Below are 16,714 nucleotides of genomic sequence, written 5' to 3' on the forward strand. Positions count from 1 at the left end.
AGTCCTCCGGCGAACCCAGCGGTCGGACAATGCGGCCATGATGCCACACCCCAACTCGGCCCTGCTCAAGGCCAGTTCTATCCGGCCATTCGGCCGGGGATTTCGCCTGCCGATTTCCCTTGACTATGGGATGTCGCGGAGGAAAATCGGTGATACACCGGAATACCGGAAAGAGCCGCACCGCCCTCGGGAGACGTCCCCAGGCCCGCGTGACCCTTGTCCAGGCTCTGGCCAGGCCCCCGGCCGTTCTCGCGGACCACGGGAGCCATCGGCGACGGCGGATGGCTCATGGCACCCGCGGGACAGCCGGGGACTGTCACGTCCGGGGCGCCCGCGGAGCGGGCACGCGTTCCCTCACTTCCGCGTCCCCGCGCTCCGCGCGCCCCCGGCGCCGATCCGCGCCCCCCTGCCGTCAGCGGCCCGCCAGTACTCCCGCGATGCCACGCGCCAGGCAGGGGATCCGGTCGGCCGGGATGCCCGCGATGTTGATCCGCCCGGCGGTGGTCCCGTAGATCGCGTACTCCCGGCGCAGCCGGAGCATCTCCTGCGCCGTCAGCGGCAGCATCGAGAACATCCCGCGCTGCCGCGCGAGCGAGCGGGCCTGCGGCTGCCACCCCATGGCGGTCAGGCGTGCCGTCAGGTCCGTCCGGTTGGCCTCGATGCGGCTCCGCATCGCGTCCAGCTCCGCGCGCCACAGGTCCCGCAGGCCCGCGTCCTCCAGGACGGTAGTGACGACGGCGGCGCCGTGCTCCGGCGGCATGGAGTACAGGGTCCGGGCGGCGTTCTGGAGGGCCGTCTCGGCGTGCCGCACCGCGCGCGCCGACGCGCCGAGGACGATGGCGCAGCCGGTGCGGTCGCTGTAGAGGCCGAAGTTCTTGGAGCAGCTCACGGCGATGAGCATCTCCGGGACCCGCTCGGCCAGCAGGCGCGTGGGGGCGAGGTCGGCCTCCAGCCCGTCGCCGAGCCCGTGGTAGGCGAGGTCGACGAACGGCACCCAGCCGTCCCGGGCGGCCAGCTCCGCCAGCGCCGCCCAGTCCTCGGGCGCCGGGTCGGCCCCGGTCGGGTTGTGGCAGCACCCCTGGAGCAGGACGACGTCGTCGCGCCGCGCGCCGGCCAGGTCGCGCAGGACCCCGGCGGCGTCGAAGCCGCCTTCCGCGTCGCACCAGCCGAAGGTGCGGACCTCCAGGCCGGCGGCCTCCAGGATGGGGCGGTGGTTGACGTAGGCGGGGTCGCTGATCCACACCGTGGTGCCCGGGCGGGTCCGGCAGATCAGGTCGGCCAGCAGGCGCAGCGCCCCGGAGCCGGCGACGGTCTGCACGGCCGCGGCCCGGTCGGAGGGTCCCTGCGGGCCGAGCACCAGGTCCAGCAGGGCCCGGTTGAAGGCGGTGTTGCCGGAGAGCCCGCGGTACTCCTTGGACTCGGAGCGCTCGGCGAGGCGTATCTCGGCCTCGCGGACGGCGGCCATCACCGGGGTGCGGCCGGTGTGGTCGCGGTAGACGCCGAGGACCAGGTTGAGCCGCTCGGCCCGCTCGTCGGAGCCGAACTCGTACGTCAGGTCCCACAGCGGGTCGGTGGGCGGCGGGGGAAGGAGCTCAAGCATCTGCGGGGACCTCGGGACGGGGGGCGGGACGGGCGGGGGCTGGACGGGCGGGGGTGCGGCGGCGGTTGGCGAGCACGACGCCGGCCGTGATCAGCGGTACGCCGATCAGCACGGCCGGGGTCGGGGACTCGCCGAGGACGGGGATGGCGAGGAGGACGACGGCCACGGGGCTGAGGCTGCCGACGACGGAGCTGCGCTCGGCGCCGAGGCTGCGGATGGCGTAGGCGTAGAGCAGGCCCGCGCACAGCCCGACCCCGAGGCCCTGCACCACGAGGAACGTGGCGATGTCGCCGCCCGTCGCGTGCGCGAGGCCCGTCGGGAGCGCCCCGGTCAGCACCAGGAGCCCGATCACCGCGAAGGAGGGCAGGCACAGCAGCCCGATCGAGCCGACGGGGTCGAGGTCCACGTCCCGCAGCCCGACGGTGTACAGGGCCCACAGCCCGCTGGCCACCAGGAGGGTGCCGGCGCCCTCCAGGACGTCGGTGTCGACGGGGACGACGTACCGCCAGACGAGGGCGGCCACCCCGGCCGCGATCAGCGCGAGTCCGGCGACCTGCGTGCCCCTGGGCAGTCCATTGCCGCGGGCGGCCATCAGCGCGGCGACGAAGAGCGGGACCATGCCGGGGACGATCGAGCCGACGAAGGCCGCCGAGGTCAGGGATCCACCGTGCATGGCGGCGAGGAAGAACGGCACCCCCGCCCCGCAGACGATCTTGATGGCGGCGCCCGGCTTCACGGCGGCGATCCTCCGCCTGCGCCGCCACAGGGCCGGCAGCAGGACGAGGAGCGGGACGCCGAAGCGCAGCAGGGCCGCGTCGGCGGGCAGGAGGGTGGAGGCGCTGAGGCCGCGGGCGCTGAGGGCGAAGGCCGCCCAGATCGCCACGGTCACCAGCAGCGCGGCCATGCCGCGGGCCTGCGGTGACGGTCCGCGCCGGACGGGGTTTCCGGCCGGCGGGACCGCCGTGTCGTGAGGCGCGGCCGCGCCGGTGGTGTTGGTCGCGACCAAGGAATCTGCTCCAGCCTGTGAGAGCGGGCCGGTCCGGCCCGTTCGCGGGCAACGTTAGGGCTTTTGCCGGGGCAGCCGATTGCCAGTTCTGCCGCTCGGACATACGTTTGGGGCAGGATCTGCCAAGAAACGGCGGAGAAGCCCCCCGGAACCCCCGGTAAAGCCCTCGGGAGCAGTCGTGGACGCGGTCGACCTCCAGATCATCAGGGAGTTGCAGGCCGACGGCCGGCTCTCCAACCAGGACCTGGCGGACCGGGTCCGCCTGTCCCCCTCCCCGTGCCTGCGCCGGGTCCGCCGGCTGGAGGAGGCGGGGCTGATCCGCGGCTACACGGCCGTGGTGGACCAGGTGTCCTTCGGGCTCCCGATCACCGTCTTCGTACGCATCCGGCTGGAACGGCACACGGCGGAGGCGGTGGCCCTCTTCGAGGAGCACGTCGCGGTCATCGAGCACATCCAGGACTGCTACCTGATGGCGGGCAGCAGCGACTACCTGCTCCGGGTGGTCATCGAGGACCTGGAGGCGTACGAGTCCCTCGTGCGCCACCGCATCCACGCCATCCCCGGCATCGCGTCGATCGAGTCCAGCTTCGCGTACGGCAGCGTCAAGCAGTCCCGCACCTATCCGCGCCCCACCCCGGGGGGCGGGGCGCGCACGGGCTAGCCGCCCAGGGCGGCTTCGAAGACGGCGTGGGCGGCGGCGTCGAAGAGGACGAAGCGGACCTCCTCCACCGAGGTGCGGGCAGCCCGGACGGTCTCGATCGCGATGCGGGCGCCGTCGTCCATCGGCCAGCCGTAGATGCCGGTGGAGATCGCCGGGAAGGCGACCGTGCGCGCCCCCAGCTCGTCGGCGACGCGCAGGGATTCGCGGTAGCAGGACGCGAGCAGGTGCGAGCGGTCCTCCTCGCGCGACCAGACCGGACCGACGGTGTGGATGACGTGCCCGGCGGCCAGCCGGCCGGCCGTGGTGGCCACCGCCTGGCCGGTCGCCAGGCCCTTGCCGTAGTGGGAGCGGCGCAGGTCCTCGCAGGCGGCGAGGATCTCGGGGCCGCCGCGCCGGTGGATGGCGCCGTCCACTCCCCCGCCGCCGAGCAGCGAGGAGTTGGCGGCGTTGACGATCGCGTCGGCCTTCTCGGCCGTGATGTCGCCCTGGACGAGGGTGATGCGGACCATCAGTTCGCCTTTCGCAGGTGCCGCCAGACCGCCTTGGCGGCGTTGTGGCCGGACATGCCGTGGACGCCGGGACCCGGCGGGGTCGCCGAGGAGCAGAGGAACACCGCGGGGTGGGCGGTGGTGTACGGGGACAGGGTGAGCTTGGGCCGCAGCAGGAGCTGGAGGCCGGAGGCGGCGCCGCAGGCGATGTCCCCGCCGACGTAGTTGGGGTTGCGGGCCGCGAGCTGCGGCGGGCCGGCCGTGGCGCGGGCCAGGACCAGGTCCCGGAAGCCGGGGGCGAAGCGCTCCAGCTGCCGTTCGACGGCTTCGGTGAGGTCGCCGTCCCAGCCCGCGGGGACGTGGCCGTACGCCCAGAAGACGTGCTTGCCCTCGGGCGCCCGGCCGGGGTCGACCAGGCTGGGCTGGGCGGTGATGAGGAACGGGCTGCGCGGGGCCCGGCCGCCGGAGGCCAGTTGGAGGGCGGCGTCGATGTCCCGGCTGCCGGGGCCGATCTGGACGGTGCCGGCCCGGCGGGGCTCCTCGGCGGTCCAGGGGACGGGGCCGTCCAGGGCGTAGTCCAGCTTGAAGACGGCGGCGCCGTACCGGTACCCGTCGTACGCGCGGCCGAGCCGGGCGATCCGGGCCAGTGCGGTCGGCGAGGTGTCGAAGACGTACGCGCGGGCCGGGGGCAGGTCGTCGAGCCGCTTGACCTCGAACCCGGTGTGGACGGTGCCGCCGAGGTCGGCCAGGTAGCCGGCGAGGGCGTCGGAGACGGACTGCGAGCCGCCGCGGGGCATCGGCCAGCCGCCGGCGTGCGCGGCGAGGGCGAAGACCAGGCCGACGGCGCCGGTGGCGATGCCGTTCAGCGGGGCGATGACGTGCGCGACGAGCCCGGCGAACAGGGCGCGGGCGCGGTCGTCCCGGAAGCGGCGCAACAGCCAGGTGGAGGGCGGCAGTCCGGAGAGGCCGAAGCGGGCCAGGGTGAGCGGGTCCCGTGGCAGCGCGGTGCCGGGCAGGGACATGAAGTCCCGGGCGAGGGTGTCCCACTTGCCGAGGAACGGGTCCACCAGCCGCCGGTACGCGCCCGCGTCGCGGGGGCCGAGGGAGGCCGCCGTCTCCGCCACGGAGCGGGAGAGCACGGCGGCCGTGCCGTCGTCGAAGGGGTGCGCCATGGGCAGCGGGGCGTGCAGCCACTCCAGCCCGTACCGCTTCAGCGGCATCGTCTTGAACACCGGCGAGCCGGCGCCGAGCGGGTGCACCGCGGAGCAGGGGTCGTGGCGGAAGCCGGGGAGGGTCAGCTCCTCGGTGCGGGCGCCGCCGCCGATCGCGTCGGCGGCCTCGAAAACGGCCACCGAGTGGCCCCGGCGGGCCAGTTCGACCGCGGCCGTCAGGCCGTTGGGCCCCGCCCCCACCACGACTGCGTCGAGAATCGACGGCACTGACAACAGCTCCTTCGTCCGGCGACGGCCACTGCCTCCACCCTAGTGCCGTGACCGCGAAGGTCCACCGGGCCGCGGCGCCCGGCACGGCGCCGGGGTCCGTCCACACCCGCCCGCCGCGGCGGGTTACAGGCCCCTGAGCAGATCTCGGATGCGGATCGCGGTGGCCTCGTCCCGGCCGACGGCGAACGGGAGGGCGTTGTCCCGGTCCACGCGGAAGGGGACGCCCTCGACGGTGCTCTGCGCGCCGCCCGCCTCGGCGACCAGGAGAAGTCCGGCCGCGTGGTCCCAGGCGGAGGGCCAGGTGAAGGCCAGCGCGTCCATCTCCCCGCGCGCCACCTTCAGGTACTCCAGGCCCGCCGAACCGCACGGCCGGGCGGCGACGCCGGGCACGTCGAGCCGGGCGAGGCCGCGCCGGTCCTCCTCGGAGGTGTACAGCGGGTGGGCCGTCGCCACGCGCAGCTCCGCGCCGGGCTCGGGCGAACCGCTGTGGATCCGGCGGCCGTTGACGTACGCGCCCTGCCCGCGCACGGCGGTGGCCATCTCCTCCAGGGCCGGGGCGAAGGTCCAGGAGGCGAGGATCTCACCGCGCAGGGCGAGCGCCACCAGGGTGCAGAAGCCGGGTTCGCCGTTGACGAACTGCCGCGTGCCGTCGACCGGGTCGACGATCCACACGGGGGCGTCGGCGCGCAGCGCCCCGTAGACGTTCGGGTCGGCGTGCACGGCCTCCTCGCCGACCACGGCGGAGCCGGGCAGCAGCCGGGTCAGCGAGGCGGTGAGGTGCTCCTCGGCCATCCGGTCGGCGACGGTCACGAGGTCGTGCGGACCGCTCTTCTGGTCCACCTCGTGGTCGGCGAGCTGCCGGAACCGGGGCATGATCTCGACCGCAGCGGCCTTGCGGACGGCTTCGTCGACAGCGGACAGGTCAAGGGCCGGAAATTCATCGATCATGCCTCCAAGCAAAGCACGCCCGGCCGGCGAAGCCCATCGGCATTTCCGGTCCACGGCCCGCACACCGGGGGAACTTCCGGTGAACCGCCGCAGGTCAGGCCGCTGCGGGGCCGGTCAGGCCTCTCTGATCGCCGCCTCGACCAGGGCGCGGGCCGCCCAGGTGACGGCTTCCTCCTCGGCGCGCGGGTCCAGGCCCCGGACGTCGCGCAGGGCGATCTGCGCCTCCCAGCCGACCACCATGGTCAGCGCCGAGACCAGGCGGCGGAAGGCCTCCTCGCTCAGGGTCTCGCGGAGCGGCTCGCAGGCCTCCTCCAGCCATTCGATCCGGCGCTGGGTACGGCGCGGACCGGTCGGCTCCCGGCCGTCGGCCGCCGGCGGGTCTACGGTCAGCCGGATCAGCCGGCGGCCCAGGGAAAGGGACTGCGGCGAGTACTTCAGCAGGGTCCGGACGAGGGCGTCGACCCGGCCCGCCGCGTCGTCGGCCAGCGCGGGATCCCTCAACGCGTCCGCGACCGGGGGCTCGTTGAGCGCGCCGACGGTCGCGTCGATCAGCAGGTGGTCGAGGCTCGGGAAGTACACGTACACGGTGCGCCGCGACACGTCGGCGGCGGCCGCGATCTCGTCGATGGAGGGCGTCGCTCCGCCGGCGCTCAGCCGGGCCGCCGCCTCGACGATCGCCTTGCGGGTGCGGCGGCGCTGCGCTTCACGGCCCCCGCCCCGTCGGGCCGGGTCCTCACTGGTCATCACGTCCTGTCTCCCGTCCGGCCGGTCGGCTCCGATCGCGAACGGCCTCGCCAGTCACTCGGACCGTAAGTATATCCGCGTGCATTGAATGCATTGGAGTGCAGCGAAAATACGGAACGATCAGTGGCCCCGAGGCCTGGTCAAGAGCACCCCGGGTGGGCAAGGATCGCGTCCGCACCACGCGACCGCACTTTCTCCGGCATTCCACGCCCACCACAGGAGGATGTCCATGCCCCGCACACCCCGCGGGCTGGCCGCGACGGCCACCGCCGCCGTGGCACTGCTCGGCCTCGCCGTCCCCGCCTCGGCCACCGCACCCCGGCCGGCGGCCGCCCTCCCGCAGGGCCGCGTCTTCATGGTCAACCCCGTACAGTCCTCCGGCGACCAGACGCTCACCGACGCGAAGGACTCCGCCTCGGCGATACCCGCCTCGGCCTACGCCACCGCGGCGCTGCGCAACCTCGACGACAGCGGCGGCCTTTCGGGCAGATGGGCGTCCGTCCGGTCGGAGACCGGGGCGCCCGCGTCGGTCGCGGACGCCGCGCGCTACGACCGCTCCGACGAGCAGTTCGAACAGGTCATGGCCTACTTCTGGGTCAACGAGGCGCAGGAGTACCTCCAGGGCCTCGGCTTCGGCAGCGAGCTGCCCGGCGCCAACGACCGCGTCCAGCCGGTCCGCATCAACCAGTGGGGCGCCGACAACTCCTTCTTCACCGACAAGAAGGCCGAGATCCGCTTCGGCAAGGGCGGTGTGGACGACGCCGAGGACGCCGAGGTCATCGTCCACGAGTACGGGCACGCCGTGCACCACGCGCAGGTCCCCGGCTTCGGCAGCTCCCCGGAGGCCGGGGCGATCGGCGAGGCCTTCGGCGACTACCTGGCGGTGGAGGTCGGCGACCACGCCGCCGCCGCGTACGGCTGGCCCCGCGCGGCGGACCGGGCGTGCGTCGCCGACTGGGACTCGGTCCCGTACAGCGCCGCCCCGCACTGCCTGCGCCGCATCGACGGCACGAAGGTCTACGAGGACCGGGTGGGCGAGGTCCACGCCGACGGCGAGATCTGGTCCCGCGCCCTCTTCGACATCCGCGGTGCCCTCGGCGCCAGGACCGCCGACCGCATCATCGTGAACGCCCAGTTCCGGTTCGCCCCGGACACCGGCTTCCGGGAGGCGGCCCTGGCCACGATCGACACCGCCCGGACCATGTACGGCCAGAGCGCCGCGGACGCCGTCCGGGCCGCGTTCCAGGCCCGCCGGATCCCCGGGGTCCAGTAGGCCGGACCGGCCGCGGAGGGCATCAGCCCGGGCCGGCCCCGTGCGGCGTCTTCTCCCAGGTGAACCGGGAGAAGACCAGCTGGTGCACCGCCCGCCAGGCCGCGAACCACCACAGCACCGAGGAGAGCGGCGTCAGCAGCGCGTGCCACGGAGCCCCGAGGCCCGCGCGTCTCGCCGCGGAGAAGGTGACGGCGGTCCAGGCGAGCGCCGCCACGGCCTGCGCGGCCACGGAAGGCAGCAGCAGACCGGCTCCGACGGGCGACCAGGAGAGGCCGCAGAGGCCGATCAGGGTCAGGGCGGCCAGCAGCGGCTGGACGAAGGAGGCCACGGCGGCGCCCGCGACGATGCCGAGCAGGGTGAGCAGGCCCCGGACACCGAACCGGCGCACGGTCCAGCGGGGCCGGCGGGTGTGCACGACCGTCGTCAGGAGGAACCCCTTGAACCACCGGGTGCGCTGGCGGACGTAGGGGCGGACGGCGCCGAGGGCCTCCTCCCAGGTGACCGACTCGATGGTCTCGGTGCGGTGGCCCATGGCGGCGCAGCGCATGCCGAGGTCGGCGTCCTCGGTGACGTTCCAGGCGTCCCAGCCGCCGAGGTCGCGCAGGGTGCCGGTGCGGAAGTGGTTGCTGGTCCCCCCGAGCGGGACCGGCATCCCCAGCCGTACCAGCCCGGGCAGCGCCAGGGTGAAGCGCAGGGCGTACTCCATGGCGAACTGCCTGGTCAGCCAGTTCCCGTCGGCGTTGTGGAAGAGCAGCCGCGCCTGTACGCAGGCCAGGCGCCCGCCGCCCGAGGCGAACCGGGCCGCGACCCGGCGCAGTTGGCCGGGGTCGGGCCGGTCCTCGGCGTCGAACACCACCAGGAGTTCGCCGCGGGCCAGCAGCAGGCCCAGGTTCACCGAGCGGGGTTTGGTCTGCGGCGGGCCCGGCGGGAGCCGGACGAGGCGGACGAAGGCGGGCGGGTCCGCGGCCAGTACGGCGCGGGCGGTGCCGGGGTCGTGCCGCTCCACCAGGACCAGCACCTCCAGCCGGTCCGGCGGGTAGTCCAGGGCGGCCAGGTGCCGGACCAGGCCGCCGATCACCTCGGCCTCCCGGTAGGCGGGCACCAGCACCGTGTAGGACGGGAGCTCCGCGTCCGGCACCGGCACGTCACCGGATCCCGCGGGGCGGCCGCCGCGCGGCAGGCCGGCCAGCGTGACCACCACGTGCAGCAGGGTGTAGCCCGTCACCACCGCGGTGAGCAGCGCCAGTACGGCCATGGGCGCCGCCACCAGCCCGGCCAGGGCGGCGCCGGCGCCCACGGCCAGGGCCGCGAGCTGCCAGCGGGCGAAGCCCGGCTTCGCCGCCAGCTCCGGGTGCCGGCGGCCGAACCCGTCGGCCATGACGTCGGCCACCTCCGCCGCGCGTTCCTCCAGGATCCGGTCCTGTTCCCGCGCTCCGCCCCGTGCCAGTTCCTCGGCCACGTCCGTGCCGACGGTGTCCGCCATGCCGCTCCTCCCCGGGTCCGCCTACGACTGTCGGTTCGATGATCGCCAGCGGTGGCGCGGTGCCTGCGCCGGGGGTCGCTGACGCCGGTCGTCAGCGGCGCGTATGGACTCCGCCGGTCGCCGTCAAGGTCCCGTCAGGGGCGGGGCCTTCGGGCTCCGGTGCGGGGATGGTTCTCGGGTGCCGTCCCGGACGCCTCCCCGCGCCCGGGGCGCGGACTTCCGTTCACGGTCCCCGGAGGAGAGCCCCATGTGCTTGTTCCAGTACGACGACGACCCCGAGCCCGAGGAACCCGTCCCGGCCGGACTCCTCCACGTGCCCGTCCGGCCGGGAACAGCGGAGGTGGTGGTGCGCATGTTCCGGACCCCGCTGGGTGCGCGTACCGCGGTCGGGTTCACCGGCCCGGACCTGCTGGCCGCCACGCTCGGGGCGGATCAGCCGTGGATCCGGCTCTCGGAGCCCGCGCTCAGGGCGCTGGCCGAGCCGCTGGGGGTACGGCTGCTGACCGTCGACCCGACGCTCACCGCTCCCGCCGCCACCGGCCCGGTCACGGCCGGCTCCCCCGGCCCGGGCCCCGCCGTGCGGCGCGCCTCGTCGGCTCCGGCCGCCTGAGAAGGGGGACGACACGATGACCACATCGCTCATACCCGCGCAGGCGTCCGGGACGGACGGCCTCTGCGTGTGGCCGGCGTCCACCGGCCGGGCCGCGCACGGCGGTCTGACGGTCGCCGGGGTGGAGCTCGCCGAGGTGGCGGAGCGGTTCGGCACCCCGGTGTACGTCCTGGACGAGGGGGAGGTACGCGGGCGCTGCCGGACGTACCGGGACGCGTTCCACGGGGCCGAGGTCCTCTACGCGGCCAAGGCGTTCCTCTCCCGCGCCATGGTGCGCTGGGTCCACGAGGAGGGGCTCGGCCTGGACGTGTGCTCGGCGGGCGAGCTGGAGCTGGCCGTCACGGCGGGGTTCCCGCCCGGGCGGATCGTGCTCCACGGCAACGCGAAGTCGCCGCGCGACCTCGACACGGCGCTGCGCCTCGGGGTCGGGCGGATCGTGATCGACAGTCCGTCGGAGATCGCCCGCATCGCTGCCGCCGTCGGCCCGGGGGGCCGCCAGAAGGTGATGGTGCGGGTGGTCCCGGGCGTCTCCGCGGGCGGCCACGACAAGATCCGGACGGGCACGGACGGGCAGAAGTTCGGGCTGTCACTCACGGACGGGTCCGCGCTGCGCACCGTGGCCCGCGTCCTGGCCCAGCCGCAGCTGGAACTCACCGGACTCCACTGCCACATCGGCTCTCAGATCACCGAGGTGGAGCCGTACCTCACCGCGCTGCGCCGCGTGGTCGCCCTGATGGTCCGCGTCCGCGACGAGCACGGAACGGTACTGCCCGAGCTCGACCTGGGCGGCGGCCACGGCATCGCCTACCGGCCCGGCGAACCCGCCCTCGACGTCACCGCCCTCGCCCGGGCGCTGCGGGGCGGGCTGGCCGGGAGCTGCGCCGCCGCCGGGATGCCCGTACCGCACCTGGCCGTCGAACCGGGCCGGGCCGTCGTCGGTCCGGCCGGGGTGGCCGTGTACCGGGTCCTGGCCGTCAAGCGCACCGGGGACACGCTGTTCGTCGCCGTCGACGGCGGTATGAGCGACAACCCCCGGCCCGCCCTGTACGGGGTCCGGTACGCGCCCCGGCTGATCGGCCGGGACGGGGCGGCCGCTCCCCGTGCGGCGACGGTCGTCGGCCGGCACTGCGAGGCCGGGGACGTGCTCGCGGCCGACGTGCAGCTGCCCGGTGACGTCCGGCCCGGCGACCTGATCGCCGTGCCGGTGGCGGGGGCGTACCAGCTGTCCATGGCGTCCGGCTACAACATGGTCGGCAGGCCTCCCGTCGTCGCCGTGCACGAGGGCACCGCCCGACTCCTCGTACGCCGCGAGACCTTCGAGGACCTGCGCCGCAGGGACGTCGGCGAGTAGGGCCGGCGTCAGCCGGCGTGCACGTGCGGGCGGCGGGCCCGGTCCGGTTCGGCCTCGCGGATGACCTCACGGGTGACGGGGGCGACCTCGCCCTGCCGAACCCCTGACCGTCACGCCGGCCTCGAACTCCGAGGGGTCGAGGACGGTGACTTCCACGAAGAGGAGGTCACCCACCGGGATGTCGTTGTCGGCGCGGATCCGGCCCACCGGCTCCGCTCAGTCGTGGGCGGGGCCCTCCAGGTTCCTGGTGAGCCACTGCAGGGCGTCCGGGATCATCTTCTTGAAGTCCGAGGTCAGGTGCTTGCCGCCGGGCTGCTCGTAGTACTCGAGGGCGACCGGCGGGGCGGCCTTGGCCATCCAGCTCTTGACCACGCCCTTCTCGTACCCGTCGGCACCGCCGGCCGTGACCAGCATCTTCACGTCGGCCTTGCCCTGGCCGACCAGCAGCTCGGGGCTGTTGGCCGCCTTCTCCGCACTGTGGCCCGCCCACAGCCGCGAGTCGGGCGCGAAGTAGCCGTCGATCGGCACGGCGGCCTTGTAGACGTCCGGGTACTGCAGAGCGAGCTTGGCGCTGCAGAACCCGCCCGTGGAGGCGCCCATGACGCCCCAGCTGTCGCGCCCCTTCAGGGTGCGGAAGTTGGCCCGGACCCAGTCCGGGATGTCCTGGGCCATCCAGGTCGCCATCTTGGGCTGGCCGGGGATGTCCGAACAGTCCAGGGCCTTCTTCTCGTCGGCGCTGAAGTTCTGCACCGGCATGATCATGATGAACGGATGGGCCTTGCCCGCCTTGGCCAGCCGCACGTCCTCCTCCTGGATCGGCAGCTCGCTGCCGGCCCAGGTGTTGTAGCCGTTGCTCTGACCGCCCGCGTACAGGGTCAGCACCGGGAAGCCGGTCCTGGCGTACTTGGGGTCGTGGTACTCGGGAGGGAGCCAGACCCACACCTGACCGGTCACACCGGACTTCGGGCCGGCCAGTCTGGTCGTCATGACCGGGCCGACGGCGGTGTCCCGGGCCTTGGTCATGGCGGCGGCCGGTCCGGCCGGCATCTGCACCTTCCCGGCGGCCGAGGGGGAAGGGGCCGCAGCGGCCGAGCCGCTCGCCGCCGGGGCCTTCTTCCCCTTCTCGCCCTTGGTACTCCCACAGCCCGCGAGCGCGACGGCCAGGGCCACGACGGCGGTACCGGTCACAACGGCACGGGAACGGGAAGGCTGACTGAGCACGGCGAGAACTCTCCAAGCGATGACGCGCCCGGTCCGTCCGACCGGGGCGGCGGCCCCATGCGGAACCGCGCCTACGGCGGCCTCGTACATGGGCCGCGGTGGGCAGCTTGCGTCTGCCGTGGCATCCTAGCCTGCCTTGTTCGGGTTATCGGACAAGGCCTGTCGCGCTCGCCCCGCTGCGGGGAAGGGCGCGGCAGCGGCGCCGCCGCGCTACCGGGCGGCGTCCTCGGGGAGGAGGACGCGGAGCTCGTCCAGGGTCGCTTCGCGGCCGGTGCGTTCGAGGGCCGCGATCCGGCGGGCATGCGCGCTCTTGACCTCGTCGAACAGCTTTCTGATCTCGCGGGCGTTGCCCTGGGCGAACCTCTCGGGGTCGGCGGCGATCTGGGCGCGCACCGCCTGGAGGGTGGCGTCCGGGGTCTCGAAGCCGGAACGCTCCGCGTGGTGGGCGAGGATGGTGAGCAGTTCCTCGGGGCTGTAGGCGGGGAAGCCTACGGTGGCCGAGAACCGGGAGGCCAGACCGGGGTTGACGTCGAGGAAGGCCGTCATCTCGTCGGTGTAGCCGGCGGCGATCACGACGACCTCGTCACGGTGGTCCTCCATCAGCTTCACCAGGGTGTCGACCGCTTCCTGCCCGAAGTCGGCCCCCGATCCGCCCGGGCGGGAGAGGGTGTACGCCTCGTCGATGAACAGGACGCCGCCGCGGGCGCGTTCGAACTGCTCGGCGGTCCGGAGGGCGGTACTCCCCACGAACTGGCCGACCAGGTCGCTGCGGGACACCTCGACCACCTGGCCGCGGGCCAGGACTCCGAGAGCCGCGAGCAGGGAGCCGTACAGGCGGGCGACCGTGGTCTTGCCGGTGCCGGGCGGGCCGGAGAAGATCAGGTGGCTCGGCATCGGGTCGGCGGGAAGGCCCGCTTCCCGGCGCCGCCGGGTGGTGACGATCAGGTCGGTCAGGTCGCGGATCTCCGCCTTGATGCCCTCCAGCCCCACCATGGCCGAGAGCTCGCCGAGGATCGTGTCCAGTTGCCGGGAATCCCTGGCCTCCGCGAACCGTGCGCCCAGTCCGCGATCGACGACTCCGTCGAGATCGTCGGGCAGGAGCTGGACCAGCTCCTCGGGTGACGGGACGTCCTCGCGGTCGGCCAGCCGGAGCGCCTGCTGTTCGAGGGCCGCCTCGAAGATCCGCCGGGCCTCCCGTCCGTTGCCGAAGGTGTCGGTGCGCCGGGCCTGCTGGAAGTGGGCCGCCAGGGCGGCCCGGGTCGGCCCGGCGAGCAGGAAGCCGTACTGCCCTGCCAGTCGTTCGAAGATGGCGACCAGCTCGTCCGGGCTGTAGTCCTCGAACTCGATGGTCCGGGAGATCCGCGACTGCAGGCCGGGGTTGGCGGACAGGAACTCGCGCATCTCGGCCGAGTAGCCGGCGAAGACGACGACGACCTCGTCCCGGTGGTCTTCCAGCAGCTTGACCAGCGTGTCGATCGCCTCCTGGCCGAAGTCGGCTCCGGTGCCGAACCGACGGGAGAGGGTGTAGGCCTCGTCGATGAACAGCACTCCGCCGCGGGCCTTGTTGAAGACCGCGGTGGTCATCGCGGTCGTCTCGCCGAGGTGCGACCCGACCAGGTCGGCGCGGGAGACCTCGGTGAAATGGCCGCCGGCGACCACGCCCAGCGCGGCCAGCAGCCGGCCGTAGACGCGGGCCACGGTGGTCTTGCCGGTACCGGGGGAACCCGAGAACACCATGTGCCGGCCGATCACCGGCCCTTCGGGCAGCCCCGCCGCCCGGCGCTGTTCGGCGACCCGCAGGAACTTGACCAGCTTCCGGATCTCGCCCTTGACCTCCCGCAGCCCGACCATGGCGTCCAGCTCGGCGAGGAGGCCCTCCACCGCCTCGGGCGTCACGGGCGGCGTCCCCGCCCCCGCGGGCTCGGTCCGTGCGGGCGCCGCGGCCGACGGTGCGGGGGCCTGCGCCGGCTCGGCAGCCGTGGCCGCGGGCGGGACGTCCAGGAGGTCTTCGGCCTTGTTCCCCTCCGCCACCAGACCCCGGATCTCGACATGGGAGCCCTGTGCGGTGATGATCCCCGGGCCGTCCGTATCGGTGACCCTGCAGCCCTGCAGCACCACCCGCGCCCCGGCGTCGACGCCGATGCCGGCCTGGACACTGCGCGCCACCAGGGTTCCGTTCATGATCAGGGAGCCGTCGCCGGTGACACCCGCTCCGATGTCGGACTCCGAGACCGCTCCCCTGACCAGGGCCGCCCTGCCACCGTCTCCGGCCAGGATCCCGTGCGCGGCGGCCCGCACGACCTCGCAGTCGGTGAGGGTGGCCGTCGACCGCTCGTCCACCGAGGCCCCGTTGCGCTTGGCGTCCATGACGGTCATCCGGGCGGCGGTCAGCGTGCCGGAAGCCGTGCACCAGGCGCCGTCGATCCCCGGTTCCGCGATGAGGAGGCCCTGTACATCGGCCTGCCCGCTGTCGTGGACCAACAGGCCGCAATGGGTGGAACGGTGGATCTCGCTGGCACGGATGGCGGCCTGCGCATGGTCCCGGACCAGGATCCCGGCCATTCCGGTCTCCTCGATCCGGCACTGTTCGATCAGCGCGTTCACTCCCGAGGCCACGAGGATGCCGTGCTCCGCCGCGCCTTCCACCCGGGTGTTGCGGACGCTGACCCGGCTGCCGTCCTGCAGCGCGATGCCGCACAGGGCGGAGCCGATCACCTCGCTGCCCTCGACCAGGCCGGCGGCATCGGAGTAGACGACGGCCCCCTCCCGTACGGTGCTGCGGTGGAGGAAGAGCTCGGCCCCGCCCCAAGCGTTGACGGTGTGGCCGGACTTGGCGAGGAACTCGCAGTCCTCCACCACCGCCGTACCACCCGTGACACCCAGCGCCCGGCCGTTCTCGTGCCAGTTGCGCAGGACCAGGCCCCGCAGCGTCACATGGCCTTCCACCTGGAAGTTGTACTCGGCGGCCCCGTCGACGACGACCGATCCGCGTCCGCCGAGGGCGGTGATGACGACCGTGCCCCAGCAGCGGAGCGCATCGGTCCGGTAGTGGCCGGGCGCGACGTCGATCATGACCGGCCCGTCCGGCACGTGCGCCTCGAGCGCATCGGCGATCGTACGCAGACCCCTCGGATCCGTCTGCGACACCAACAACCTGAACATCAGCACCCCGTTTACGCGACGACCCGCGCTCCTGATCGTATGTCAGGAGGCGGGCGCCCCAGGAGCCGGTCCGGTTCAGGTGGCCTTCACCCGGCGAGCGCCGGAATGACCTGCGCACCGTAGGCGTCGATCACGGCTGGCAAGTGGAAACAACAGCCCTACGGAGGAACTCAGTGAAGGCCATCGCCCAGGCCCGATACCGGCAAGAACACGGTGATCAGCCAGTGCTGCTCTACACGCCCGAGGATGTAGACACAGTCCTTGATGCCCTCCTGGAACCCCCGAAGGGTGTAATTATCCAGAACCTCGCTCAGATCCATTCGCTGGAGAGGGAACTCCTCCCTTCCGGATTCCCGGATCATGAATTGATGGTTGGCCTTGACGGAGACCGCCAAGTCGGGCTTGTTTCCTTCGCGGACGACGAAAACTACGTCACGCTCGGACCTGACGAGGGTCGCCCTGCCCCCGTATACTTCATCGCGGGCCATGACACATATTTCCCCGGTAGCTCGGAAATTCCGATCCACCTGGTCCGTCAGGCAGTGAAGGAATTTTTGACCTCCGGAGGCCGCAGGCCTGGCTGCGTTCAATGGCAGGTGGACGACCTCTAGCCCGGCGATGGCAGTCTGGCCGCATCGACTCCTCAGGAGTCGCCGCAATACGTGGCCACATTGACCAAGCCGTCGATTGAAGGTTCCTTGCAAAACGCTCGGGTGGAGGTTCCC

Annotated in this window: 14 protein-coding genes and 1 pseudogene; 5 read left to right on the forward strand and 10 right to left on the reverse strand. The window is 73.3% G+C overall.

The genetic code is table 11. The features are described from left to right. Positions 1-412: 412 nt before the first annotated feature. Together ACZ597_RS16210 and ACZ597_RS16215 are read right to left on the reverse strand one after the other, a co-directional pair. Positions 413-1,600: an amino acid aminotransferase gene (locus ACZ597_RS16210; protein WP_471329799.1), complete on the reverse strand. Its 1,188-nt coding sequence runs from the start codon at positions 1,598-1,600 to the stop codon at positions 413-415. Next, positions 1,593-2,606 carry a DMT family transporter gene (locus ACZ597_RS16215; RefSeq protein ID WP_471329801.1) on the reverse strand — a complete coding sequence of 338 codons (1,014 nt, stop codon included), beginning with the start codon at positions 2,604-2,606 and terminating at the stop codon, positions 1,593-1,595. The genes ACZ597_RS16210 and ACZ597_RS16215 overlap by 8 nt, the downstream gene beginning before the upstream one ends. A 178-nt stretch (positions 2,607-2,784) precedes the next feature. On the opposite strand from ACZ597_RS16215, the gene ACZ597_RS16220 reads away from it, so the two are divergent. Next, positions 2,785-3,267, forward strand: coding sequence for an Lrp/AsnC family transcriptional regulator (locus tag ACZ597_RS16220; RefSeq protein WP_471329804.1), 483 nt, complete (start codon positions 2,785-2,787; stop codon positions 3,265-3,267). Here the strand turns inward: ACZ597_RS16220 and ACZ597_RS16225 are convergent. The 4 genes from ACZ597_RS16225 to ACZ597_RS16240 all read right to left on the reverse strand — a co-directional run bounded on the left by ACZ597_RS16225 (position 3,264) and on the right by ACZ597_RS16240 (position 6,889). Continuing rightward, complete coding sequence (locus ACZ597_RS16225) at positions 3,264-3,776, reverse strand: O-acetyl-ADP-ribose deacetylase (RefSeq protein ID WP_471329806.1); 513 nt, start codon at positions 3,774-3,776, stop codon at positions 3,264-3,266. The two genes, ACZ597_RS16220 and ACZ597_RS16225, sit on opposite strands and share 4 nt — an antisense overlap. Continuing rightward, positions 3,776-5,194: a phytoene desaturase family protein gene (locus tag ACZ597_RS16230; protein ID WP_471329810.1), complete on the reverse strand. Its 1,419-nt coding sequence runs from the start codon at positions 5,192-5,194 to the stop codon at positions 3,776-3,778. Before ACZ597_RS16230 ends, ACZ597_RS16225 begins: the two co-directional genes overlap by 1 nt. Positions 5,195-5,320: 126 nt before the next feature. Next, positions 5,321-6,145 (reverse strand): inositol monophosphatase family protein, encoded by an 825-nt coding sequence (locus ACZ597_RS16235; RefSeq protein WP_471329812.1) that lies wholly within the window; start codon positions 6,143-6,145, stop codon positions 5,321-5,323. A 114-nt stretch (positions 6,146-6,259) separates the two neighbouring features. Continuing rightward, the gene (locus ACZ597_RS16240) at positions 6,260-6,889 is read right to left on the reverse strand and encodes a TetR/AcrR family transcriptional regulator (RefSeq protein ID WP_471329815.1); all 630 of its coding nucleotides are present in this window, start codon (positions 6,887-6,889) and stop codon (positions 6,260-6,262) included. Between the two features lie 229 nt (positions 6,890-7,118). Between ACZ597_RS16240 and ACZ597_RS16245 the strand changes: the two genes are divergently transcribed. Continuing rightward, positions 7,119-8,162 (forward strand): M4 family metallopeptidase, encoded by a 1,044-nt coding sequence (locus ACZ597_RS16245; protein WP_471329818.1) that lies wholly within the window; start codon positions 7,119-7,121, stop codon positions 8,160-8,162. Positions 8,163-8,184: 22 nt separating this feature from the next. Here the strand turns inward: ACZ597_RS16245 and ACZ597_RS16250 are convergent, their stop codons facing one another. Then, positions 8,185-9,645, reverse strand: coding sequence for a glycosyltransferase (locus ACZ597_RS16250; protein WP_471329821.1), 1,461 nt, complete (start codon positions 9,643-9,645; stop codon positions 8,185-8,187). A gap of 247 nt (positions 9,646-9,892) precedes the next feature. Here ACZ597_RS16250 and ACZ597_RS16255 point away from each other — a divergent pair, with 247 nt between their 5' ends. Beyond that, positions 9,893-10,255, forward strand: a complete 363-nt coding sequence (locus tag ACZ597_RS16255) for an SAV_915 family protein (RefSeq protein WP_471329824.1) — start codon at positions 9,893-9,895, stop codon at positions 10,253-10,255. Between the two features lie 16 nt (positions 10,256-10,271). Further along, complete coding sequence (gene lysA / locus ACZ597_RS16260; protein WP_471329827.1) at positions 10,272-11,606, forward strand: diaminopimelate decarboxylase; 1,335 nt, start codon at positions 10,272-10,274, stop codon at positions 11,604-11,606. An 8-nt stretch (positions 11,607-11,614) separates the two neighbouring features. On the opposite strand, the pseudogene ACZ597_RS16265 reads toward lysA, so the two are convergent. From ACZ597_RS16265 to ACZ597_RS16275, 3 genes and pseudogenes are all read right to left on the reverse strand, one after another. After that, positions 11,615-11,819 (reverse strand): annotated as a pseudogene (locus tag ACZ597_RS16265) (hypothetical protein); the annotation flags it as partial. A 3-nt stretch (positions 11,820-11,822) separates the two neighbouring features. After that, positions 11,823-12,794, reverse strand: coding sequence for an alpha/beta hydrolase (locus ACZ597_RS16270; protein WP_471329830.1), 972 nt, complete (start codon positions 12,792-12,794; stop codon positions 11,823-11,825). Between the two features lie 243 nt (positions 12,795-13,037). Next, complete coding sequence (locus tag ACZ597_RS16275) at positions 13,038-15,899, reverse strand: right-handed parallel beta-helix repeat-containing protein (RefSeq protein WP_471329833.1); 2,862 nt, start codon at positions 15,897-15,899, stop codon at positions 13,038-13,040. Positions 15,900-16,213: 314 nt separating this feature from the next. Between ACZ597_RS16275 and ACZ597_RS16280 the strand changes: the two genes are divergently transcribed. Further along, positions 16,214-16,600 (forward strand): Imm1 family immunity protein, encoded by a 387-nt coding sequence (locus ACZ597_RS16280; RefSeq protein WP_471330136.1) that lies wholly within the window; start codon positions 16,214-16,216, stop codon positions 16,598-16,600. Positions 16,601-16,714: the final 114 nt, after the last annotated feature.

This window comes from Streptomyces sp. NPDC040718 (genome assembly GCF_055593565.1).